This is a genomic window from Sphingomonas jejuensis (assembly GCF_011927695.1).
Lineage (GTDB): Bacteria > Pseudomonadota > Alphaproteobacteria > Sphingomonadales > Sphingomonadaceae > Sphingomonas_K > Sphingomonas_K jejuensis.
The window spans coordinates 1,256,399-1,276,059 of record NZ_JAATJE010000001.1 but is presented as its reverse complement, the minus strand read 5'-3'; the positions used below and the strand labels follow the sequence as shown (position 1 = coordinate 1,276,059).

Annotated in this window: 20 protein-coding genes and 1 tRNA gene; 11 read left to right on the top strand and 10 right to left on the bottom strand. The window is 70.4% G+C overall.

Going from position 1 to position 19,661, the window contains the following annotated elements:
• Positions 1-65 precede the first annotated feature (65 nt).
• Positions 66-2,219: a ComEC/Rec2 family competence protein gene (locus tag GGR88_RS06435; protein WP_342449734.1), complete on the top strand. Its 2,154-nt coding sequence runs from the start codon at positions 66-68 to the stop codon at positions 2,217-2,219.
• Here the strand turns inward: GGR88_RS06435 and lexA are convergent.
• Genes lexA through GGR88_RS06390 form a run of 9 tightly spaced genes read right to left on the bottom strand, consistent with a single transcriptional unit; the run spans position 2,213 to position 10,870 of the window.
• Positions 2,213-2,881 carry a transcriptional repressor LexA gene (gene lexA / locus GGR88_RS06430; RefSeq protein WP_167953739.1) on the bottom strand — a complete coding sequence of 223 codons (669 nt, stop codon included), beginning with the start codon at positions 2,879-2,881 and terminating at the stop codon, positions 2,213-2,215. The genes GGR88_RS06435 and lexA overlap by 7 nt on opposite strands.
• A 57-nt stretch (positions 2,882-2,938) precedes the next feature.
• Positions 2,939-4,132 (bottom strand): molybdopterin molybdotransferase MoeA, encoded by a 1,194-nt coding sequence (locus GGR88_RS06425; protein ID WP_167953738.1) that lies wholly within the window; start codon positions 4,130-4,132, stop codon positions 2,939-2,941.
• Entirely contained in the window at positions 4,132-4,602 is a 471-nt protein-coding gene (moaC, locus tag GGR88_RS06420; protein ID WP_167953737.1) for a cyclic pyranopterin monophosphate synthase MoaC, read from the bottom strand. Before moaC ends, GGR88_RS06425 begins: the two co-directional genes overlap by 1 nt.
• On the bottom strand, positions 4,599-5,375 hold the full coding sequence (trpC, locus tag GGR88_RS06415) for an indole-3-glycerol phosphate synthase TrpC (RefSeq protein WP_167953736.1): 777 nt from the start codon (positions 5,373-5,375) through the stop codon (positions 4,599-4,601). Before trpC ends, moaC begins: the two co-directional genes overlap by 4 nt.
• Positions 5,372-6,370: an anthranilate phosphoribosyltransferase gene (gene trpD / locus GGR88_RS06410; RefSeq protein ID WP_167953735.1), complete on the bottom strand. Its 999-nt coding sequence runs from the start codon at positions 6,368-6,370 to the stop codon at positions 5,372-5,374. Before trpD ends, trpC begins: the two co-directional genes overlap by 4 nt.
• Entirely contained in the window at positions 6,367-6,957 is a 591-nt protein-coding gene (locus GGR88_RS06405) for an anthranilate synthase component II (RefSeq protein WP_167953734.1), read from the bottom strand. The genes trpD and GGR88_RS06405 overlap by 4 nt, the downstream gene beginning before the upstream one ends.
• Before the next feature lie 13 nt (positions 6,958-6,970).
• Complete coding sequence (locus tag GGR88_RS06400; protein WP_167953733.1) at positions 6,971-7,495, bottom strand: GNAT family N-acetyltransferase; 525 nt, start codon at positions 7,493-7,495, stop codon at positions 6,971-6,973.
• Positions 7,492-8,937 (bottom strand): anthranilate synthase component I family protein, encoded by a 1,446-nt coding sequence (locus GGR88_RS06395; protein WP_342449733.1) that lies wholly within the window; start codon positions 8,935-8,937, stop codon positions 7,492-7,494. Before GGR88_RS06395 ends, GGR88_RS06400 begins: the two co-directional genes overlap by 4 nt.
• A gap of 10 nt (positions 8,938-8,947) precedes the next feature.
• On the bottom strand, positions 8,948-10,870 hold the full coding sequence (locus GGR88_RS06390) for a peptidylprolyl isomerase (protein ID WP_167953732.1): 1,923 nt from the start codon (positions 10,868-10,870) through the stop codon (positions 8,948-8,950).
• Positions 10,871-10,971: 101 nt separating this feature from the next.
• On the opposite strand from GGR88_RS06390, the gene tpiA reads away from it, so the two are divergent.
• The 5 genes from tpiA to GGR88_RS06365 all read left to right on the top strand — a co-directional run bounded on the left by tpiA (position 10,972) and on the right by GGR88_RS06365 (position 15,280).
• On the top strand, positions 10,972-11,712 hold the full coding sequence (tpiA, locus tag GGR88_RS06385; RefSeq protein WP_167953731.1) for a triose-phosphate isomerase: 741 nt from the start codon (positions 10,972-10,974) through the stop codon (positions 11,710-11,712).
• Positions 11,713-11,787: 75 nt separating this feature from the next.
• Positions 11,788-12,249, top strand: a complete 462-nt coding sequence (gene secG / locus GGR88_RS06380; RefSeq protein WP_167954400.1) for a preprotein translocase subunit SecG — start codon at positions 11,788-11,790, stop codon at positions 12,247-12,249.
• A gap of 116 nt (positions 12,250-12,365) precedes the next feature.
• Positions 12,366-13,997 carry a CTP synthase gene (locus tag GGR88_RS06375; protein ID WP_167953730.1) on the top strand — a complete coding sequence of 544 codons (1,632 nt, stop codon included), beginning with the start codon at positions 12,366-12,368 and terminating at the stop codon, positions 13,995-13,997.
• A 73-nt stretch (positions 13,998-14,070) separates the two neighbouring features.
• A complete protein-coding gene (locus GGR88_RS06370) occupies positions 14,071-14,370 on the top strand; it encodes a hypothetical protein (RefSeq protein ID WP_167953729.1) in 300 nt (99 codons plus the stop codon).
• Between the two features lie 112 nt (positions 14,371-14,482).
• Positions 14,483-15,280, top strand: coding sequence for a SapC family protein (locus tag GGR88_RS06365; protein WP_167953728.1), 798 nt, complete (start codon positions 14,483-14,485; stop codon positions 15,278-15,280).
• Between the two features lie 163 nt (positions 15,281-15,443).
• Here GGR88_RS06365 and GGR88_RS06360 read toward each other — a convergent pair whose 3' ends face one another.
• Positions 15,444-16,259, bottom strand: a complete 816-nt coding sequence (locus GGR88_RS06360; RefSeq protein WP_167953727.1) for an N-formylglutamate amidohydrolase — start codon at positions 16,257-16,259, stop codon at positions 15,444-15,446.
• Positions 16,260-16,385: 126 nt separating this feature from the next.
• On the opposite strand from GGR88_RS06360, the gene cpdR reads away from it, so the two are divergent.
• The 5 genes from cpdR to GGR88_RS06335 all read left to right on the top strand — a co-directional run bounded on the left by cpdR (position 16,386) and on the right by GGR88_RS06335 (position 19,630).
• Positions 16,386-16,763 (top strand): cell cycle two-component system response regulator CpdR, encoded by a 378-nt coding sequence (gene cpdR, locus GGR88_RS06355; RefSeq protein WP_167953726.1) that lies wholly within the window; start codon positions 16,386-16,388, stop codon positions 16,761-16,763.
• Between the two features lie 45 nt (positions 16,764-16,808).
• Positions 16,809-16,883: transfer RNA gene (locus tag GGR88_RS06350), tRNA-Val, on the top strand.
• 83 nt (positions 16,884-16,966) lie between these two features.
• Complete coding sequence (locus tag GGR88_RS06345) at positions 16,967-18,256, top strand: glycoside hydrolase family 130 protein (RefSeq protein ID WP_167953725.1); 1,290 nt, start codon at positions 16,967-16,969, stop codon at positions 18,254-18,256.
• Between the two features lie 73 nt (positions 18,257-18,329).
• On the top strand, positions 18,330-18,782 hold the full coding sequence (locus GGR88_RS06340; protein ID WP_167953724.1) for a MaoC family dehydratase: 453 nt from the start codon (positions 18,330-18,332) through the stop codon (positions 18,780-18,782).
• Positions 18,779-19,630 (top strand): HpcH/HpaI aldolase/citrate lyase family protein, encoded by an 852-nt coding sequence (locus GGR88_RS06335; RefSeq protein WP_167953723.1) that lies wholly within the window; start codon positions 18,779-18,781, stop codon positions 19,628-19,630. The genes GGR88_RS06340 and GGR88_RS06335 overlap by 4 nt, the downstream gene beginning before the upstream one ends.
• Positions 19,631-19,661 lie beyond the last annotated feature (31 nt).

Sequence of the window (19,661 nt, the reverse complement as noted above, 5' to 3'; positions counted from 1 at the left end):
GGGGGCGTCGACCGGGACAGGATGCGGCCGCCGTTAGCATGGCTTCCGGAGCGCTTCAAACGCTGGTGACGAGACAGCGGCCCGGCTGGCGCATGCCGGTCGATGCCGTCGAGCGCTGGCTGGAACGCGAGCGCGATGCCGTGCCGTTGTGGATCCCCGTTGCGATCGGCACGGGCATCGGCGCCTGGTTCTGGCTGCCGGGGCGCGGTGAATGGATCGCGGCCGCGCTGCTGTTCCTGGGGCTGGCCGCCGCCGGCGTGGCGATCGGCACCGGGCGCCGATCGGGACGCGCGCTGATCTGGTTCGGGATGCTGGCGGCGCTGGGCCTGGCGCTGATCTGGGGTCGGGCGACATGGATCGCCGCGCCGGTGCTTGAACGCGCCGGCCTTCACCGTTTCGACGCGACCGTTGCGCGGGTGCAGCCGCTGCCGGCGCGCGACAGCGCGCGGCTGGTCGTGCGGCCCGATGCCGGCGCCGGCCTTCCGCCCGCAGTGCGCGTGACGGTTGCGGACAAGGACATGCCGGGGCGGGTGAGCGCGGGGGACCGGATCCGCATCCGCGCCTGGATGATGCCGCCGGCAGCGGCGCCGGTCCCCGGCGGCTATGATTTCGCGCGCCGCGCCTGGTTCGACGGCTTGGGCGCCACCGGCCGGGCGCTGCCGCCGGTCGTGCGCCTGTCCGGCGACCCGGAGAGTCGCGACGGCATCCGGCAGCGGCTGAATGCCCATGTCAGGGGACGGCTGGAGGGGCCGGCCGGCGCCGTCGGCTCCGCGCTGGTGACCGGCGACCAGGGCGCGATCGCCGACGAGGATGCCGAGGCGATGCGGCGGTCCGGCCTTGCCCATCTGCTGTCCATCAGCGGCCTGCACGTGACGGCGGCCGTGGGCGCCGCCATGCTGATCGTGCTGAGGTTGCTGGCGCTGTCGCCGACGCTGGCGCTGCGCTGGCCGCTGCTGCTGATCGCGGCCGGGGCGGGGGCGCTGACGGGGATCGGTTACACGCTGCTTGCCGGCGGCGAGGTGCCGACGATCCGATCGTGCATCGCGGCGCTGCTGGTGCTTGCCGGGCTGGCCATGGGCCGGGACGCGATGACCCTGCGTCTGGTCGCGGCGGGAGCGGCCTTCATCCTGCTGATCTGGCCGGAAGCGCTGGTCGGCGCGAGCTTTCAGCTGAGCTTCGCGGCGGTGACCGCGATCGTGGCGCTGCACAGCCATCCCCGTGTGCGGTCGCTTCTGTCGGCGCGCGACGAGCGTTGGCCGGCGCGGCTGGCGCGAACCGGCCTGTCGCTGCTGTTGACGGGTCTTGCGGTCGAACTGGTCCTGATGCCGATCGCGATCTACCACTTCCACAAGGCCGGGCTGTACGGCGCGCTGGCCAACATCGTGGCGATCCCGCTGACCACCTTCGTGGTCATGCCGCTGGAGGCGGCCGCGCTGGTTCTGGATGCGGCCGGTCTGGGCGCGCCATTTTGGTGGCTGGCGGGGCTGGCGCTGAACCTTCTGCTGTGGATCGCCCATGCGGTGGCGTCGGCGCCGGGATCGGTCGCGGCGCTGCCGACGATGCCGACATCCGCCTTGGCCCTCTCGATCGCGGGCGGCTTGTGGATGCTGCTGTGGCAGACGCGCGTGCGCTGGCTGGGGCTCCTGCCGCTGGCAGCCGGCATGCTGGCGGGCGTGATGACGCCGCCGCCCGACCTGCTCGTGACCGGGGACGGTCGGCACCTGCTCGTGCGGATGGATGACGGCGAGGCGGTGCTGCTGCGGGGGCGGGCGGGCGATTATGTGCGTGACATGCTCGGCGGGGCGGCGGGCGAGGACGGGGCGCTCGGCGAGATTGCCGAAGCCAGCGGGGCGCGGTGCAGCGAGGACAGCTGCTGGACGCTCCTCCAGCGCGGCGGGCGCACCTGGCGCATCCTGGCGACCCGCAGCGGCACCATGCTGCCCTGGGGAGAGCTGGTCCGCGCCTGCGGCACGGCGGATGTGGTGATCAGCGATCGCAGGTTGCCGCCGCAGTGCCGCCCGCGGTGGCTGAAGCTCGATCGACCTGGCTTAAGGCAGAGCGGCGGCCTTGCCATCAGTCTCGATCCGCCACGCGTGACAACCGTGATTGATCCTGCCGGCGAGCATCCCTGGATCGAGGCAGTCCGCGCAGCTGCGGCCTCAGCAGGTCGAAGCCGAGCCGTGCCCGAGGACCGGAAAGCAGGCCTGCTGCGTCAGTAGCGGCGCAGGAGTCCTGCAAGGCACCCCTGAATGCGAACCTGCGCCGGGCGATAACGCTGCGGCTCATAGGCGCGATTGGCGGGGTCGAGACGCACCATGGCGCCTTCCTTGCGGAAATATTTGAGCGTCGCTTCGTGATCCTCGATGAGCGCCACGACGATCTGGCCCTCGCGTGCGGTCTCCGCACGGCGCACCAGCGCATAGTCGCCGTCCAGGATGCCGGCCTCAACCATCGAGTCACCGGCGACTTCGAGCGCATAATGATCGCCCTGGCCGAGGAGGGCGGCGGGAACCGACAGGCTGCTCTGCCCTTCCAAGGCCTCGATCGGCACACCCGCGGCGATGCGGCCGTGCAGCGGGATTTCCAACACGTCGTTGGCCGGGGTCAGCACCGGGATGGGCGCGGGTTGCGCAATCGTGCGCGCCGCCTTCGGCTTTTCCGCCGCACGCTCCGGCATGCGCAGCACCTCCAGCGCGCGGGCGCGGTTGGGAAGGCGGCGGATGAAGTTGCGCTCCTCAAGCGCGCTGATGAGACGATGCACGCCCGACTTCGACTTCAGGTCGAGCGCGTCCTTCATCTCCTCGAACGAGGGAGACACGCCGGTCTCAGACAGGCGATCATGGATGAAGCAAACAAGTTCATGTTGCTTGACGGTCAGCACGCGCGATCCTCCCGCTCGGAACGAACGGGGAACGTGTAGGAAAGTGTCACGGACGCGTCAAGCGGGCAGGATGACGTCCACCAGATCGCCCGCCACGAGCGCCGGCGCATGGGGCGCACGCACGATCAGCGCGTCGGCAGCGGCAAGGCCCTTCAGCGCGGCGCTGTCATTGGGCCCGACCGGCAGCACGGCGCCGTCGACCAGGCGGGCGCGCAGGTGATCGGTCCGCCCGTCGTTGGCGCCAAGCGCGGTGCCGAGCGGCAGGGCGCGCGTCTGCGGAAAGGCGTCGGCGGCGTCGGCGCCGCCAAGCATGGCGACCAGCGGCAGCACGAACAGACGCGCGGTGACATAGGCGGAGACAGGGTTGCCGGGCAGGCCGAGGATCACGCAGCCGCCACGCTCCCCCACGATCAGCGGCTTTCCCGGCCGCATCGCGACGCGCCAGAAATCGATGCGGGCGCCGGCGGCGACCATGGCGGGCCGGACGAGATCATGGTCGCCGACCGACGCGCCGCCGGTGGTCACGAGGATGTCGGCCGCCGCGGTGCCGGCCGCGATGGCAGCGGTGATCGCGTCCGGATCGTCCGGAACGATGCCGAGGTCGAGAATATCCGCTCCGGCTGCGGAGAGCATGGCCGCCAGCATCGGCGCGTTGGACGAGGGAAGCTGATCGGGGGTCGTCGGGGCACCCGGCGCGACCAGTTCGTCTCCGGTGGAGAGGAGCGCGACGCGCGGCCTCGGCAGGACGGGAAGCTCGGCATGGCCGGCGGCGGCGAGCAGCGCGATCAGGCGCGGCGTGACCAGCGTGGCGGCGTCGGCCAGGCGGTCGCCTTCGCGAAAGTCGGAACCTTCGGGCCGCACATGCCGGCCCGGCCGCGGGGTGTCGCCCGCGACCTGGGTGATGCGATCGCCATCGCGCGCGACATTTTCTTGAATGAGGACGCAGTCGGCACCCGGAGGGAGCGCCGCGCCGGTGAAGATGCGGACGGTTTCCCCGGTGCCGATCGGGGCGAGGTGCGCCCGGCCGGCGGCGCTTTCACCCACCAGCCGCAGCACCTGGCCGGCATCGGCTGCGGCAAGCGCATAGCCGTCCATCGCGGACAGGTGGCGCGCGGGCTGCGTGCGGCGGGCGTGGAGGGGCGTCGCCAGTCGGCGGCCGAGCGCGTCCACCAAAGGCACGGTGTCGATCTGCCCGGCGCGCCTACGGGCAAGCGCGGCGACACGCGCCTGCGCCTCGGCCAGCGGAAGCATCAGTCCGCGCGCCAGTCGCCCGAGCGTCCGCCCGATTTGGCCAGCAGCCGAACGCCGTCGATCACCATGGCCCGGTCGATCGCCTTTGCCATGTCGTAGAGCGTCAGGAGCGCCACGGAGGCGGCGGTCAGCGCCTCCATCTCCACGCCGGTCGGCCCGGTGGTGCGCGCCATCGCCTCCACCCGGATGCCGTCGGGTTCGACATGGAGGTCGACGGTCACCGCGCTCAACGGAAGCGGGTGGCAGAGCGGCACGAGGTCGCTGGTCCGCTTGGCCGCCATGATGCCGGCGATGCGCGCGACCGACAGGGCGTCGCCCTTCTTGAGGAGCCCGTCGCGGATCGCCGCCAATGCATCGTCGGACATGCCGATCCGGCCCGTGGCGGTCGCCTCCCGGCGGGTCGTCGCCTTCTCCGACACGTCCACCATGTGCGCCGCGCCGCTGTCGTCGAGATGGGTGAGGCGGCTCATCGTCCGAGCAGCGCGCGGGTCGCGCGGGCGAGATCGGCCTGGCGCATCAGCGCCTCGCCGACCAGCGCACAGCGGACGCCGGCCTCCGCCAGCCTGGCGAGATCGGCGGCGTCCGTGATGCCGCTTTCGGCCACCACCGTGCTTCCCGGCGGGGCCAAAGCCGCCACCGTCGCCGTGCGGCCGAGATCAACATCGAATGTGCGCAGGTCGCGGTTGTTGACGCCGATCAGGCGAGAACGCAGCCGGGCGGCGCGGGCCATCTCGGCCTCGTCATGGACCTCGACCAGCACGTCCATGCCGCGCTCAAGCGCCGCAGCCTCGATCTCCGCCATCTGGGCGTCGTCGAGCGCGGCGACGATCAGCAGCACGGCATCCGCGCCCATCGCGCGCGCTTCCGCCACCTGCCAGGGATCGATCGTGAAGTCCTTCCTGAGCACGGGCAGTTCGGCCGCGTCGCGGGCCGCGACCAGCGCCGCGGTCGAGCCCTGGAAGAACGCCTCGTCCGTCAGCACCGACAGGCAGGTGGCGCCGCCGAGCTGATAGGCGCGCGCATGGGATGCGGGATCGAAATCCTCACGGATCAGGCCCTTGGACGGGGATGCGCGCTTGATCTCCGCGATCAGGCCGGTGCGGCCTGCGGCAACCGCGGCGCGCAGCGCCTGGTGGAAACCGCGCGGCGGCGAGGGGGACGGGGCGGGATCCGGCGTCTGTCGGCGGCGGGTCGCCACCTCGTCGCGTTTGGCGTCAAGGATCTCGCGAAGCCTGTTGTTCATCGAAAGGCGATCCATCGGCGGAGAAGATCAAGCGCGCGGCCGTCGTCGATCGCCCGGCGGGCATCGTCGATCCGCGCGGTCCAGTCGGCTGCGCGTCCGGCGACCTGAAGCGCGGCGGCGGTGTTGAGCAGCACGGCATCGCGGTAGGCGCCGGGCGCGCCGGAGAGCACGGCGATCAGCGCGTCGGCGTTGAAGCGGGCATCGCCGCCGCGGAGATCCTCGATCGTGTAGCGGTCGAGACCGACCTCCTCCGGCGTGATCCGCTCTTCGAGGCTGTGGCCGTCCTGAAGCCGCACCAGCATGGACGGACCGACCACCGACAATTCGTCGAGCGGCCGTTCACCGGTCACGACCATGCCGGAACGGACGCCGAGCATCCGCAGCGCCTCCGCATAGGTGCCGAGCATGGCCGCCGGCGCGACGCCGATCAGCTGCCGGTCAACGCCAGCCGGGTTGGCGAGCGGCCCGAGGAAGTTGAAGATCGTGCGGCGCCGGATCGCGCGGCGGATCGGCGCCAGCCGCCGCAGCGCGGGATGGTGGTTGGACGCAAACAGAAAAGCGATGCCGAGTTCGGCAAGGCTGCGTTCGCCGGACGCGGTCGCGATCTCGAGGTCGAGCCCGGCGGCCTCAAGCGTGTCGGCGGCGCCCGACAGGCTGGAGGCGGCGCGGCTGCCATGCTTGGCGACCGGAACGCCGCAGGCCGCGACGACGATGGCGACCGCGGTGGACACGTTCACGCTGTGCGTGCCGTCCCCTCCCGTTCCGCAGACGTCGATGGCGCCGTCCGGCGCGGCGACTGGGATCAACCGTTCGCGCAGCGCCCGTGCCGCGGCGACGATCTCCATGGTCGTCTCGCCGCGATCGGCAAGCGCCGTCAAAAAGGCGGCGATGTCCGCATCGGCGGCGCGCCCGTCTAGGATGTCGGCGAAGGCCTGCCGTGCGACCTCGGGCGTCAGCGGAAGCTGAGGATCGGGAAGTCTGGCGATGGTGGTCATGCGCGAGCCGCCACGGGAACGCCCGCGATCGTCATGAAGTTGGCGATGAGGTCGTGGCCATGTTCGGTCGCGATGCTTTCCGGGTGGAACTGCACGCCGTGAATCGGCAGCGCCTGATGACGGAAGCCCATCACGCTGCCGTCCACCGCGCGGGCATTGACGGCAAGGGCGGACGGCAGACCGTCCTCCGGCACGATGAGCGAGTGGTAGCGGGTGGCGGTGAAGGGCGAGGGAAGGCCCTGGAAGACGCCCGATCCGTCGTGCAGCACGGGCGACGTCTTCCCATGCATCAGCCCGCCGCGCACCACCTGCCCGCCGAAATGCTGGCCGATCGCCTGATGGCCAAGGCAGACGCCGAGCAGCGGACGTCCGACGTCCGCGCAGGCCGCAACGAGATCGAGCGAGATGCCCGCCTCGTTCGGGGTGCAGGGCCCAGGCGAGATGAGGAAGGCGTCCGCGCCGCTCGCGAGGGCATCGGCGGCGCTGAGGGCGTCGTTGCGCTCGACCCGGACCTCGGCGCCCAGCTCCATCAGGTAATGGACGAGGTTCCAGGTGAAGCTGTCGTAATTGTCGATGACGAGGATCATGTGCGTTCAGCCTCTAACGCGCCGCGCCCGTGCGTTCCAGCAGCATGGCGGGTGCCCCCTTGTACAGGGTGCGATCGAACGCGCGGTAGCCGAGCTTGGCCGCGACCCGGAGCGAAGCGGCGTTGTCCGGATGGGCCAGGCAAACGGTGCGTTCCGGCGCGTGGGTGCGCTCCATCCAGGCAAGCGCGGCCGTCGCGGCCTCCGTCGCAAGGCCGCGCCCGGCGCCCTGGCCGATGATCCAGCTGTGTTCGGGTTCGTCGCCGAAGCCTGGTGTCATGTCGCGGCGGAAGCGCGCGAGGCCGGTCTGCCCGATGGCGACGTCGGTCGCGCGGTCGGCGACGACGAACACGCCAAAGCCGTCCAGCGCCCACTGCCCGGGGATGCGCAGCAGCTTGCCCCAGAATTCCTCACGCGCCGGAGTGCCGCCGAGGTAGCGGTTCACCGCCGGGTCGCACAGGCCGGCATAAAGCGGATCGAAATCGTCGAGGCGCACGGCACGAAGGCGCAGCCGTGCGGTTTCCAGCGTCGGCGGGATCACCGGCCCGCCAGCCGAACCGCCTCTCGCGCGGCGGCGAAGAGGGCGCCGGCCTTGGCCGCGCATTCCCGCGCCTCGTAGGCCGGATCGCTGTCGGCGACGATGCCGGCGCCGGCGCGGACATGCATGACGCCGTCCTTCACGATAGCGGTGCGGAGCACGATGCAGCTGTCCATGCCGCCGTCCGGCGCGAAATAGCCGACGCCGCCCGCATAGGGGCCGCGAACCTCCGGCTCCAGCGCCGCCACGATCTGGCAGGCGCGCAGCTTCGGCGCGCCCGACACTGTCCCGGCGGGAAAGCCCGCGAACAGCGCGTCCAGCGCGTCACGATCGACGCGAAGCCGGCCGGAAACGTTGGAGACGATGTGCATGACGTGGCTGTACCGCTCGACAAGATGGTCGGCGGTGACACGGACGCTGCCCGCTTCCGCCACCCGGCCGACGTCGTTGCGCCCGAGGTCGAGCAGCATGAGATGCTCGGCACGTTCCTTCGGATCGGCCAGCAGGCTCTCGGCCGCGGCGTCGTCGTCGCGCGCGGTGCGGCCGCGCGGGCGCGTGCCGGCGATGGGACGGATCGTCACCTCGCCGTCCCGGGCGCGCACCAGGATCTCCGGGCTCGAGCCGATCAGCGCGAAGCCGGGCAGGTCCAGGAAGAAGAGGAACGGGGAGGGGTTGATGCGGCGCAGAGCGCGGTAGAGCGCGATCGGCGGCAAGGGGAAGGGCGCTGTGAAGCGCTGGGCGAGCACGACCTGGAAGATGTCCCCCGCCTCGATATACTCGCGCGCGGCATCGACCATCGCGCCATATTGCGCAGGAGGCAGTGTCGCTTCCGGTTCGACGTCGGGGAGCGCCGCAGTGACCGGTGCCCCAGCCGGGACAGGACCGTTCAGGCGCGCTTCGGCGTCGTCGATCCGGGCGAGCGCTTCGCCCTCGTCCCCGCCCGTCCAGAGCGGCGCGACAAAGGTCAGCGTGTCGGCCAGGCGGTCGAACACCAGGAGCAGCGTCGGGCGGACGAACAGCATGTCCGGCAGCCGGAGCGGGTCGCCGGGCGCGCGCGCCACGGTTTCCACCATGGTCAGCGTCTCGTAGCCGAAATAGCCGACCAGCAGCGACAGGGCAGGCGGCAGGCCGTCCGGCACGGGCAGCCGGCATTCGCCCACCAGCGCCCGCAGCGCCGCGACCGGCGGATCGGAGAGCGCCTCGAACGCGTCGGGATCCTGAAGCCAGCGCCGGTTGCAGGCGGCAACGCCGTCCTGCACCCGGAACAGGAGGTCCGGGGCAAGACCGATCAGGCTGTAGCGGCCGCGCGTCTCACCGGCTTCCACCGATTCGAGCACGAAGTCGCCGCGCCCCGGCTGCATCAGCTTCAGCGCTGCGGACACCGCCGTTTCGGTATCGGCGATCCGCGTGCGGTGGACGAGCCGCGGCCCGCCGATGTCCGTCACCGGCCGGCCTTCACTGTCCGCCGGACAGGCTCGCGCGGACGCGGTTGATGCCGTCTTCGTTGCGCGTCACGCCGACCGCGGCGCGCGCGGCGGCGACGAACTGTTCGGCATATTCCTGGCCGAGCTGCCCCGTCAGCACGTTCTGCGCGGCGGCGACGATGTCCGGCCGGTTGGCGGCGTTGCCGCGGCGAACCTCGTCCAGGTGCACGACATACCAGCCGCTGCGGTCCGCCGCCTCGAACGCACGGGCGGCTTCCGGACGAAGGCTGAACAGGGCGGCGGTTTGCGGCGTCACCTGTCCGGCGAGTTCCTGCCGCGTGGCCTCGACCCGCGTCACGGCAAGGCTGCGCCCGGCCGCCGAAAGCGCCTGCGACAGGCTGGTCGGACCGTTCGCCCGGCGCGCGATGTCGGTGGCGATGCGCCGCGCTTCCGCCAGCACGCGCTGCTGCCTCAGATCGGCGGTGACACGGTCGGCGACCTGCGCCAGCGGCGGCGCGGCGGCAGGGACGACCTGCGCAACGGCGACCAGCGCGTAAGTCTGGTTCGGCACCACTTCCTGAACCACGGGGTCGGCATCCGGCTCCGTTCCGAAGACCGCGCGCGCCACCTGGACGGCCAGCGGCTGCGGCGTTGCCGTCGCGCCGGCCTCACGACCGTCGGGCAGCAGCGCGGGGGTGCTGACGATGCGAAGGCCGGTCGCAGCGGCGGCTTCCTCAAAGGTCGCGCCGCCGCCGATCTCGTCCTGGACGCGCGCCACGACGTCGCCAAGCGCGGCCTCACGACGGGCGGTGGTGAGTTCGGCCGTCAGCTCCGCACGGGCCTGATCGAGCGAGCGTCCGGCGGTGCGATCGACCGCGTCGACGCGCACGACGTGCCAGCCGAGGCCGGACCGGGCGGGCGCCGTGACACCGCCCTGCGGAGCGGCAAAGGCGGCCGCCGCGACGGGCGCCGAGCTCAACCGCGCGAACGCGTCGCGGGTCTGGCCGGGCAGCGTGGCCGGCTCGACGCCGGCAGCGCTGGCCGCCGCGGCCAGCGGCGTGCCGCCGCGCACCCGCTCCGCCACGGTCCGGGCCGCCGCCTCGGTCGGCAGGATAACCTGGCTGAGGGTGCGCGTCTCCGTCGCGGCATAGCGGGCGGCGTTCTCGCGATAGGCGGCGGCGATCTGCGCCTCCGTTGGGGCGGCGATCGGCAGGGCGTCGCGATCGACCAGCGCATAGCGGGCGACGCGGCGTTCCGGTACGGTGTAGCGCGCGATGTTGCGGCGGTAGAAATCCTGGAGATCGGCCGGGGTCGGCGCCGGCACGGTGATGGACGACGCCGGCACGAACGCCGCCGATCCGGTGCGGCCTTCCAGAAGGAGGTTGGCCTGCGCCCGCACGATCGCGTCGGGCGGGGATGCCGCGCCCGCGACGGCAACCAGCACCTGGCTTGCCAGCATCTCGCGCGCGATCTCGCTCCTGAACTCAGCCTCGCTCATGCCGAGCTGGCGGAGGAGGCCGTCGAACGCCGCGCGGTCGAAATTGCCGTCGAGGCCGCGAAAGCTCTGCATCTGCTGGATCTGCGCGACTTCGGCCGCGGTGCTGACGGTCATGCCCTGCGCCCGGGCGAAGCGGTCGAGCGCCAGCGACGACAGCATGCGGGTGAGCACGCTGTCGAGGCCGCCCTGCGCCAGGTAGGTCTCAAACGTCAGGTCGGGCTGCTGCCGGCGTGCGGCCTCATATTCGCGCCGGATCCGGTCGCTGAGCTGGCCTTCGGTCACATCGTCGCCGCCGACCGTCGCCACGGCGCCCGCCCGGCCCGCGGTGGTCGCGCCGCCGAGCGTGGTGTTGGACAGGTCGCCCGCCACGAAGGCGAAGGCGATCACGCCGAGGAAGACGAGCATGAATGCCACGCCGACCTTGGAGGTGATGAAGCGGCGAAAGAAGGAGATCATGCCGGCTCCTTAGGCGGGCGACGGCGACTCGATCAAGCCGCCCGCTTGGCCCGCCGCGATGCCGCTGCTACCCGGACGCGAAACAGCGGGGAGGACGAGGCATGCGCAAGTTCGTGGTGGGCAACTGGAAGATGCACGGCGACCGCTCCAGCCTCGTCGAGCTCGACCAGATGGCGGCCGCCGCCGCCGCGAACCCATCCGTGGACGTGGCGGTCGCGGTGCCCTTCACGCTGATCGACCGGGCGGCGTCGCGGGTGTCCGCCCTGCCGATCGGCGCGCAGGACGTTCATGAGCGCGACAAGGGCGCGCATACCGGGTGCATTTCGGCCGCGATGCTGGTGGAGGTGGGCGCGCGCTTTGCCATCGTGGGCCATTCGGAACGGAGGGGCGACCAGGGCGAGACCAGCCAGGATGCCTGGGCCAAGGCCGCCGCCGCCCATCGGCACGGGCTGGACGTGGTGCTGTGCTGCGGGGAAACGCAGGCGGAGCGCGACGCCGGCCGGGCCGAGCGCGTCGTGCAGGCGCAGATCGAGAAGTCGCTGCCGGAAGATGGCGACGGCAGCTGGCTGACGCTGGCCTATGAGCCGCGCTGGGCGATCGGCACCGGCCGCACGCCCACGCCCGACGAGATCGCGGGCATCCACGCCATCGCACGCGCCAAGATGCGCATGCTGATCGGCGAGCGGGCCGATGCGATCCGGATCCTCTACGGCGGGTCGGTGACGGGGGAGAACGCCCATTCCATCCTGTCCATCCCCGATGTCGATGGCGCACTGGTGGGCGGGGCGAGCCTCAATGCCGCCAGGTTCGTGCCGATCATCGAGGCGGCGGCACGCGTGTGACGCGGGCGGTTGAAGATGCGGCCGCCAGCCGCTAAGTCGCCGCCCTTCAACTGATCTCCGGCAAGGCACCGCATGCTGTTCACCTTCCTGCTCGTCGTCCAGGCGATTGTCGCCGCCGCACTTGTCGGCGTCATCCTGATGCAGCGGTCGGAAGGCGGCGGGCTGGGGCAGGGCGGCAGCCCGTCCGGGCTCATCTCGGCACGGGGCGCGGCCAATTTCCTGACACGGGCGACCAGCATCCTGGCGACCGTGTTCGTCGTTTTGTCGATCACGCTGGCGACGATCGCGTCGGTGCAGCATCGCCGGTCGGACCTCGACACGCCGGTGGCGGCCGGTGGCGCGGCGCAGCCGGCCGTTCCCGCGCCCGCCGATCCGCTGGGCGAGGCGGCGCGGCAGGGATCTGGCTTTGGCGCCATGCCGATGGGCGCGCCGCGTCCCGACGTCAGCAGCGGCCAGGTGCCGGCCGCGACGCCAGAGACGCCGAGCGACCGTGCGGGAACCGGCAATGCCGCCACCCCGGACGAGCCGCTGAACTAACCCGCCGCATTCCTTCCGATCCCGGCCAGAACGCGGCCGGGATCGTCCCGATCAACCATCCCGACCAACCGCCGCGCTTGCGCGGGTCGGAGTCGGCCGTCTAAGCGATCCTCCCCATGGCGCGGTATATCTTCATCACCGGCGGCGTGGTCTCGTCGCTCGGCAAGGGTCTCATGGCGGCGTCGCTCGCGGCGCTCCTGCAGGCGCGCGGCTATCGCGTGCGAATCCGCAAGTTCGATCCCTATCTAAACGTCGATCCGGGCACGATGAGCCCCTATCAGCACGGCGAGGTCTATGTGACCGACGACGGCGCCGAGACCGACCTGGACCTGGGGCATTACGAGCGCTTCACGGGCGTGCCGAGCCGCAAGTCGGACAACATCACCTCCGGCCGTATCTACCAGTCGATCATCTCCAAGGAGCGGCGCGGCGACTTCCTGGGCGCGACCGTGCAGGTGATCCCGCACGTCACCGACGCCATCAAGCAGTTCGCGCAGGCCGAGACCGAGGACCTGGATTTCGTGCTGTGCGAGATCGGCGGCACCGTCGGCGACATCGAATCGCTGCCGTTCATCGAGGCGATCCGACAGCTTCGGAACGACATCGGGCGCGAGAACAGCGTGTTCGTGCACGTCACGCTGGTGCCGTACATCGCGGCGGCAGGCGAGCTGAAGACCAAGCCGACGCAGCATTCGGTGCGCGAGCTGACCTCGCTCGGCATCCAGCCGGACCTGCTGGTGTGCCGGTGCGAGCAGCCGCTGCCGGACGGCGAGCGCGCGAAGATCGCCCTGTTCTGCAACGTGCCAAAGTCGGCGGTCATCCCGGCGCTGGACGCGCGGTCCATCTATGCCGTGCCGCTGCAATATCATGCCGAGGGCTTGGACACGGAGGTGCTTCGCGCCTTCGGCATCCAGCCGGGCCGGGCACCGGACCTGTCGCGCTGGTCGGAGATCGTCGACCGGCTGGACAATCCGGAAGGCGAAGTGACGGTCGGCGTGGTCGGCAAATATGTCGGGCTGCCGGATGCGTACAAGTCGCTGCACGAGGCGCTGGTCCACGGCGGCATCGCCAACAAGGTGCGCGTGCGGGTCAAATGGCTCGACGCCGAGATGTTCGAGGATGACGAGGCGCTGGTCGACCAGCTGGAGCCGATGCACGCCATCCTGGTGCCCGGCGGCTTCGGCGAGCGCGGCAGCGAGGGCAAGATCGCGTCCGTGCGCTTCGCGCGGGAGCGCAACGTGCCGTTCCTGGGCATCTGCCTTGGCATGCAGCTCGCCTGCGTCGAGGGTGCGCGCAACGTGGCCGGCATCGCCAATGCGTCCACCACCGAGTTCGGATCGACCGGCGAGCCGGTCGTCGGCCTGATCGGCGAGTGGATGTCGGCCGAAGGGCTGCAGCAGCGCGCGGCCGGCGGCGACCTGGGCGGCACCATGCGGCTTGGTGCCTATCCGGCGGCGCTCGCCGGCAACAGCGTGGCCGCAAGCATCTACGGCGACACGCACATCAGCGAGCGGCACCGCCACCGGTACGAGGTGAACACCAACTATCGCGAGGCGCTGGAATCGGGCGGGCTCGTGTTTTCCGGCCTGTCGCCGGACGGCCAGCTGCCGGAGATCGTGGAGCGGCCCGACCACCCGTGGTTCGTGGGCGTCCAGTTCCATCCCGAGCTGAAGTCCAAGCCGTTCGATCCGCATCCGCTGTTCAGGAGCTTCGTGGAGGCCGCAGTCCGGCAAAGCCGGCTGGTCTGATCGGCGCGGAAAGGAACGTCCGTCCCGACCGCTCGTTAATCAAGGTTAACGGGGGGTCGGGAAAGGAACGACCATGGCCGGACCGTTCGAGATCATGTTTATCGCCGCTGCGCTGACCGGCGCGAGCGTGCCAGGGCAGGCTAACGCCCAGGCCGGGCCCATCGTCGACGCGGAGATGGGCGAGAGCCAGTTGCACCGCGTTCACGGCGATGCCGATGCCTCCGTCGATCCGACGGCGGACAGGCTGGAGGCGTTCGACCGCACCCAGTCGATCGCGTGGGTGCAGCTGGACAACTGGTTCAGCGAGGATGGCGCGGAGATCATTGCGGCGAACATTGCCCGCGACACCCCGGCGATCCCCACCGGCTTCTGACGGGGCCGGCCGCGCCAGCCTTGCGCGCGGCGTTCCCGCAACCTAGACCCCGGGCGATCCGCGACCGCCGGCAACGGCGCCGCATCCTTCACCTGTCCGGAGTTCCGAGCCGATGGCGAGCGCGCCGCAACAAAGCCTGCCCCTGTTCTACCAGGACCTCGTCCCGCTGTCGTCGAGCCAGCACAAGGGCTGGTTCAACAAGCAGATGGACAGCGCGCCCTTCCTGTCGACGCAGCATGCCATTCCGCTGACCACCGACGAGTTCGCGATGGCGCAGCGCTTCTACCCGATCATCTTTTCGGGCGGCGACGGCAGCGTTCCGTTGGCGCTGATGGGCCTGAACGAAGGCGTCAACACCTTCGTCGACGAGAATGGCCGGCTGACGCGCGAGGCCTATGTGCCCGCCTATATTCGCCGGTATCCGTGGATGCTCGCCAAGCTTCGCCCCGACACGGACGAGCTGTCCTTGTGCTTCGATCCGACCGCCGGCGCGGTCGCGGCCGAGGGGCCGGGCGACCAGCTGTTCGACGGTGACCAGCCGTCCGAGGTGACCAAGCAGATCCTGCAGTTCTGCGAGCAGTTCGAGCAGGCGGGGCAACAGACCCAGCTGTTCATGAAGGAGCTGAACGAGAGCGGCCTGCTGATGGACGGCGAGGTGTCGATCCAGCAGCAGGGCATCGAGCAGCCCTTCATCTATCGCGGTTTCCGCATGGTCGACGAGCAGAAGCTGCGCGACCTGCGCGGCGACCAGCTGCGCAAGATGTCGCAGAACGGCATGCTGCCGCTGCTGTACGCCCACCTGTTCTCGCTCGGGCTGATGCGCGACATCTTCGCCCGCCAGCAGGAATTGGGCAGGGGACCCACCGTCGAACAGACCAGCGCGACCATTCCCGCACCGGCCAACGGTTGAAAAATTGCGGCGGGGCGGCTTGAACCAAAGGCCGCCCCGATTATTTTAGAGTGGACGCCGGGCGTTCCCCCCCTTTCGCCCGCGTCGGCATGTCCTCCGGGACATGTTCCTCCCTGAACCTTGGCCACTCCGGGCTTGCCCGGGGTGGCTTTTTCTTTGAGCGCTACTCGGCCGCGACCGCGTGGTCGGCGTCCTCCGCCGCAAGCGCGGCGAGATCGGCGACCAGGCGCGCCATCGCCGCCACGCCGGCCTCGTCGGGGGTGGACAGGTCCGGCTGCAGGTAAAGGCGCCGGCTGAGCTCCACCTGGACCGCCGCGACGCCCTGGCGCGGATCGCCGTGCCGCTCAACGATGTGGCCGCCCGCATAAGGCTTGTTGCGGGCGACGGTAAGGCCGTGATCCCGCCCGCAGGCGAGGACACGGTCCACCAGCATCCGCGGCGCGGACCGTCCGAACAGGTCGCCGACGACCATCTGCGGCAGGGCCGCAGGCATGGAATGAAGGTCGATCAGCACCGCCCTGCCGTGCCGGTCCCGCATGGCGCGGAGGGTTGCGGCCACCGCTTCGTGGAAGGGGCGGTAATCCTCGCGGATGCGGCGCCGGACATGATCCGCGGCAAGCGGCGCGCGCCAGATGTCGCCGATCCCGGCAAGGCGGCGCGGGATCAGCCCCAGCCCCCCCAGCATCTTCGCGGTCGCGTTGAGCGGACCGTCCGGCCAGCCGCCCGCCACCATCGCGGGGTCGAGCTCGTCCTCCCGGCGGTTGAGATCGATCCAGGAGCGCGGCCGGTCGGCCCGGATGACCGGCACGCCGGCTTCCTCGGCCGCAACGGTCAGGCGATCGACGTGGCGATCCTCCAGCGGCAGCAGCCGGTCGGGCGGCACGCGGAGCATGGCGGCCATGTCCGCCGGCTCCGCCCGCCCGGCATGCGACACCGTGATGAGCACGCATCCCGGATCGGCGTGGCTGCTGCCTGTCATCTCGTCGTGCTACGCGCCCGTCCGGCGGCCCGCAATCAACGACCTTATGGAAAATCTTAAGTCGAACGAGCATAAGCGCGTCGGACCCGGTCGGTTGCCGGTGTTGCGGAGGCGGAAAGGCGCACGATGATCCGGATTCTCCTGGCCGAGGACGAGGAGGCGATGCGCTCCTACCTGACCCGGGCGCTCGAGAAATCGGGCTATGAGGTCGTGGCGGTGGATCGCGGCACGGCAGCGGTGCCGCTGCTGGAAACGGAGCAGTTCGACCTGCTGCTGTCCGACATCGTGATGCCGGAAATGGACGGGATCGAGCTCGCCCAGCGGGCGGCCAAGATCGCGCCGGAAATGCGCGTGATGTTCATCACCGGCTTCGCCGCCGTGACGCTGCGCGCGGGCAAGGAAGTGCCGCAGGCGCGCGTCCTGTCGAAGCCCTTCCACCTGCGGGAGCTGGTGGCCGAGGTCGACCGGCTGTTCGAGCTGGGAAGCGCAACAAAGCTTCCGTGACCGCTTGCACAGCCGGGCGCGCGCAGCTAGACGCGCCGGCAGAGTGGGCGTGTAGCTCAGTGGTAGAGCACTGTGTTGACATCGCAGGGGTCGCAAGTTCAATCCTTGCCACGCCCACCATTTCCCATCCTTGATGAGAAATCCTCCGGTCCGGCATTGCGGACCGCCGCGCATGCACGGGCAGCCTGCGCCGAGGCCCTTGCATGAACGCCGCCGACGTTTTCACCAAGCTTGACGTCACGCTTCATCCGGATGCGTCGCGCACCGTGATCCGGCCGTTCAGCTTCGGCTATCCCGAAGCGTTCGCGAAGGATCGCCCGACCCGGGCGCAGGCGGTGGTGGACCGGCTGCTCGCGCTCGACGACGCGATGCATCAGCGCATGCACCGGCTGCTGGCGGACGCCATGCACCCGCGGCACCGCAACCTGGAGGCAGTGCTGCTGCGCCGGTTCGAGGAGGTGCGCGGCGAGATCGACGTGCATCGCGCGCGCGACCATCACGAGCAGCTGCTGATCGGGGCCTATTTCAGCCAGGAATATGCATTCGAGTCGGCCGCGCTGTTCAATCCCAGCATCGTCACGATCCCGGAGGACACGCCGCCGCGCGACGACGAGACCCGCTTCATCCTCTCTCTGCGCGGGATCGGGGAGGGACATATCTCCTCCGTCACCTTCCGCAGCGGCGTGTGGGGACCGGGCGACCGGCTGGAGATCGATCCGGCGAGCCCGCACGGCGTGCCGCCGCGCGTGGAGCCCCATGATGACAACTGGGTGCGCCTGATCTGCGCCGACAGCCAGGATGTGTCGGAAACGGTGATCTTCCCCGTGCTGCCGAGCCAGCGCAACGGGATCGAGGATCTGCGGCTGGTGAACTTCACCGACGATGACGGCACGCGAAGCGTCATCGGCACCTATACCGCCTTCGACGGCCACGAGGCCCGGCAGGAGATGATGCGCGGCGTGGACCTGCGCACGGTGGACATGCGCGCGCTGACCGGGGCGATGACGGCGTACAAGGGCATGGCGCTGTTTCCACGGCGGATCGGCGGAAAATTCGCGATGCTGGGTCGTCAGGACAGCGAGAATATCTGGCTGCTTCTGTCCGACGACCTGCACCATTGGGAAACGGGTGCGCCCATCCTGCGGCCCAAATACCCCTGGGAGTTCGTGCAGATCGGCAATTGCGGATCGCCGATCGAGATCGACGAAGGCTGGCTGGTCTTTACTCACGGCGTCGGCATGGTGCGCGGGTACTGCATCGGTGCCTGCCTGCTCGATCGCGACGATCCGTCCCGCGTCATCGCGCGCACGCCGTCGCCGCTGCTGTTCCCGAGCAACGAGCAGCGCGGCGGCTATGTCCCGAACGTCACCTACAGCTGCGGCGGGCTGCTGCGCGGGCGGCGGGTGCTGCTGCCCTATGCCATCGGTGACAGCTACACCGCCTTCGCCGTCGCCGAGGTTGCCGACATCCTGTCGGTGATGGAGCCGGCCTGAAGCCGGTTGACAGCCGTGGCGACGGCCGGGCCTAAGGCCGGGATGACGCAAGCTTCCCCCATGGTGGCCTGACATGGCCGGTCGCTTCTTTGATCAATGGCAGGTGGGCGACCGCATCGCGCATGACATCCGCCGCACCGTGACGGAGACGGACAATCTCCTCATCTCTACGCTGACGCACAATCCGCAGCCGCTCCACCTCGATGCGGAGGCGGCGGGGGCGAGCGAGTTCGGCCGCATCCTGGTCAACGGCACCTTCACCTTCGCGCTGATGGTGGGCGTGACGGTGGCGGACACGACGCTGGGCACGCTGGTCGCCAATCTTGGCTATGACGAGGTGCGGATGCCGAGCCCCGTCTTCATCGGCGACACGCTGCAGGCGGAAACCGAAGTCGTCGCGCTGAAGGACAGCCGATCGCGGCCGGACGCGGGCATCGTCACCTTCCGCCATGTCATGCGCAACCAGCGCGACGAGGTCGTCTGTCAGTGCCTGCGCACCGCCTTGATGAAGCGGTCGGCGGCATGAGGCTGCGCTCGCTGCTGTTCGTGCCCGGCGATCGGCCGGAACGCTTTGCCAAGGCGGCGGCATCGGGCGCGGACGCGGTGATTTTGGACCTGGAGGATTCGGTCGCGCCCGCCGCCAAGGCCGCCGCGCGCGATGCGGTGGCCGGGGCGCTGCTGACCGAGCGATTGGTGCCGCTGTTCGTGCGCGTGAACCCGATCGATACGGCCGCATTCGATGCCGACATGACGGCGGTCGGCGCCCTTTCGCCCGATGGCGTGGTGGTGCCGAAGGCGGAGGGTGCCGAGACGATCCGCACGGTCGTGCGGCGGCTGGAGCTGGCGGGTGACCGGTCGGCGATGGTGCTGCCGGTCGCCACCGAAACCCCTGCCGCCGTGTTCCGCCTGGGCGACTATGGCGGCGTGACCGACCGGCTGGCGGGGATTACCTGGGGAGCGGAGGACCTGCCGGCGGCGATCGGAGCGCAGACGTCGCGCGAGGAGGACGGCCGGTATACCGCTCCGTACGAACTGGTGCGATCGCTGACCCTGTTCGGCGCGCATGCGGCGGGCGTTGCCGCCATCGAGACGGTGTTTCCCGACATTCGCGACCTGGGCGCGCTTGGCGCCTATGCACGGCGCGGGCTGCGCGACGGGTTTTCCGGCATGATGGCGATCCACCCGGCACAGGTGCCCGTCATCAACGATGCCTTCACGCCCGCCCCCGACGCGGTGGCGGCGGCGCGGCGCATCGTGGACGCGTTTGCCGCAGCGCCCGCCGCCGGCGCGCTTCAGCTCGACGGGCGGATGATCGACGCGCCGCACCTGAAGCAGGCCAAGAGGCTTTTGGCACTGGCGGGGGAGAGCGTGTAGGGCAGCCCCAACAAAGGATTCGCGACCGCCA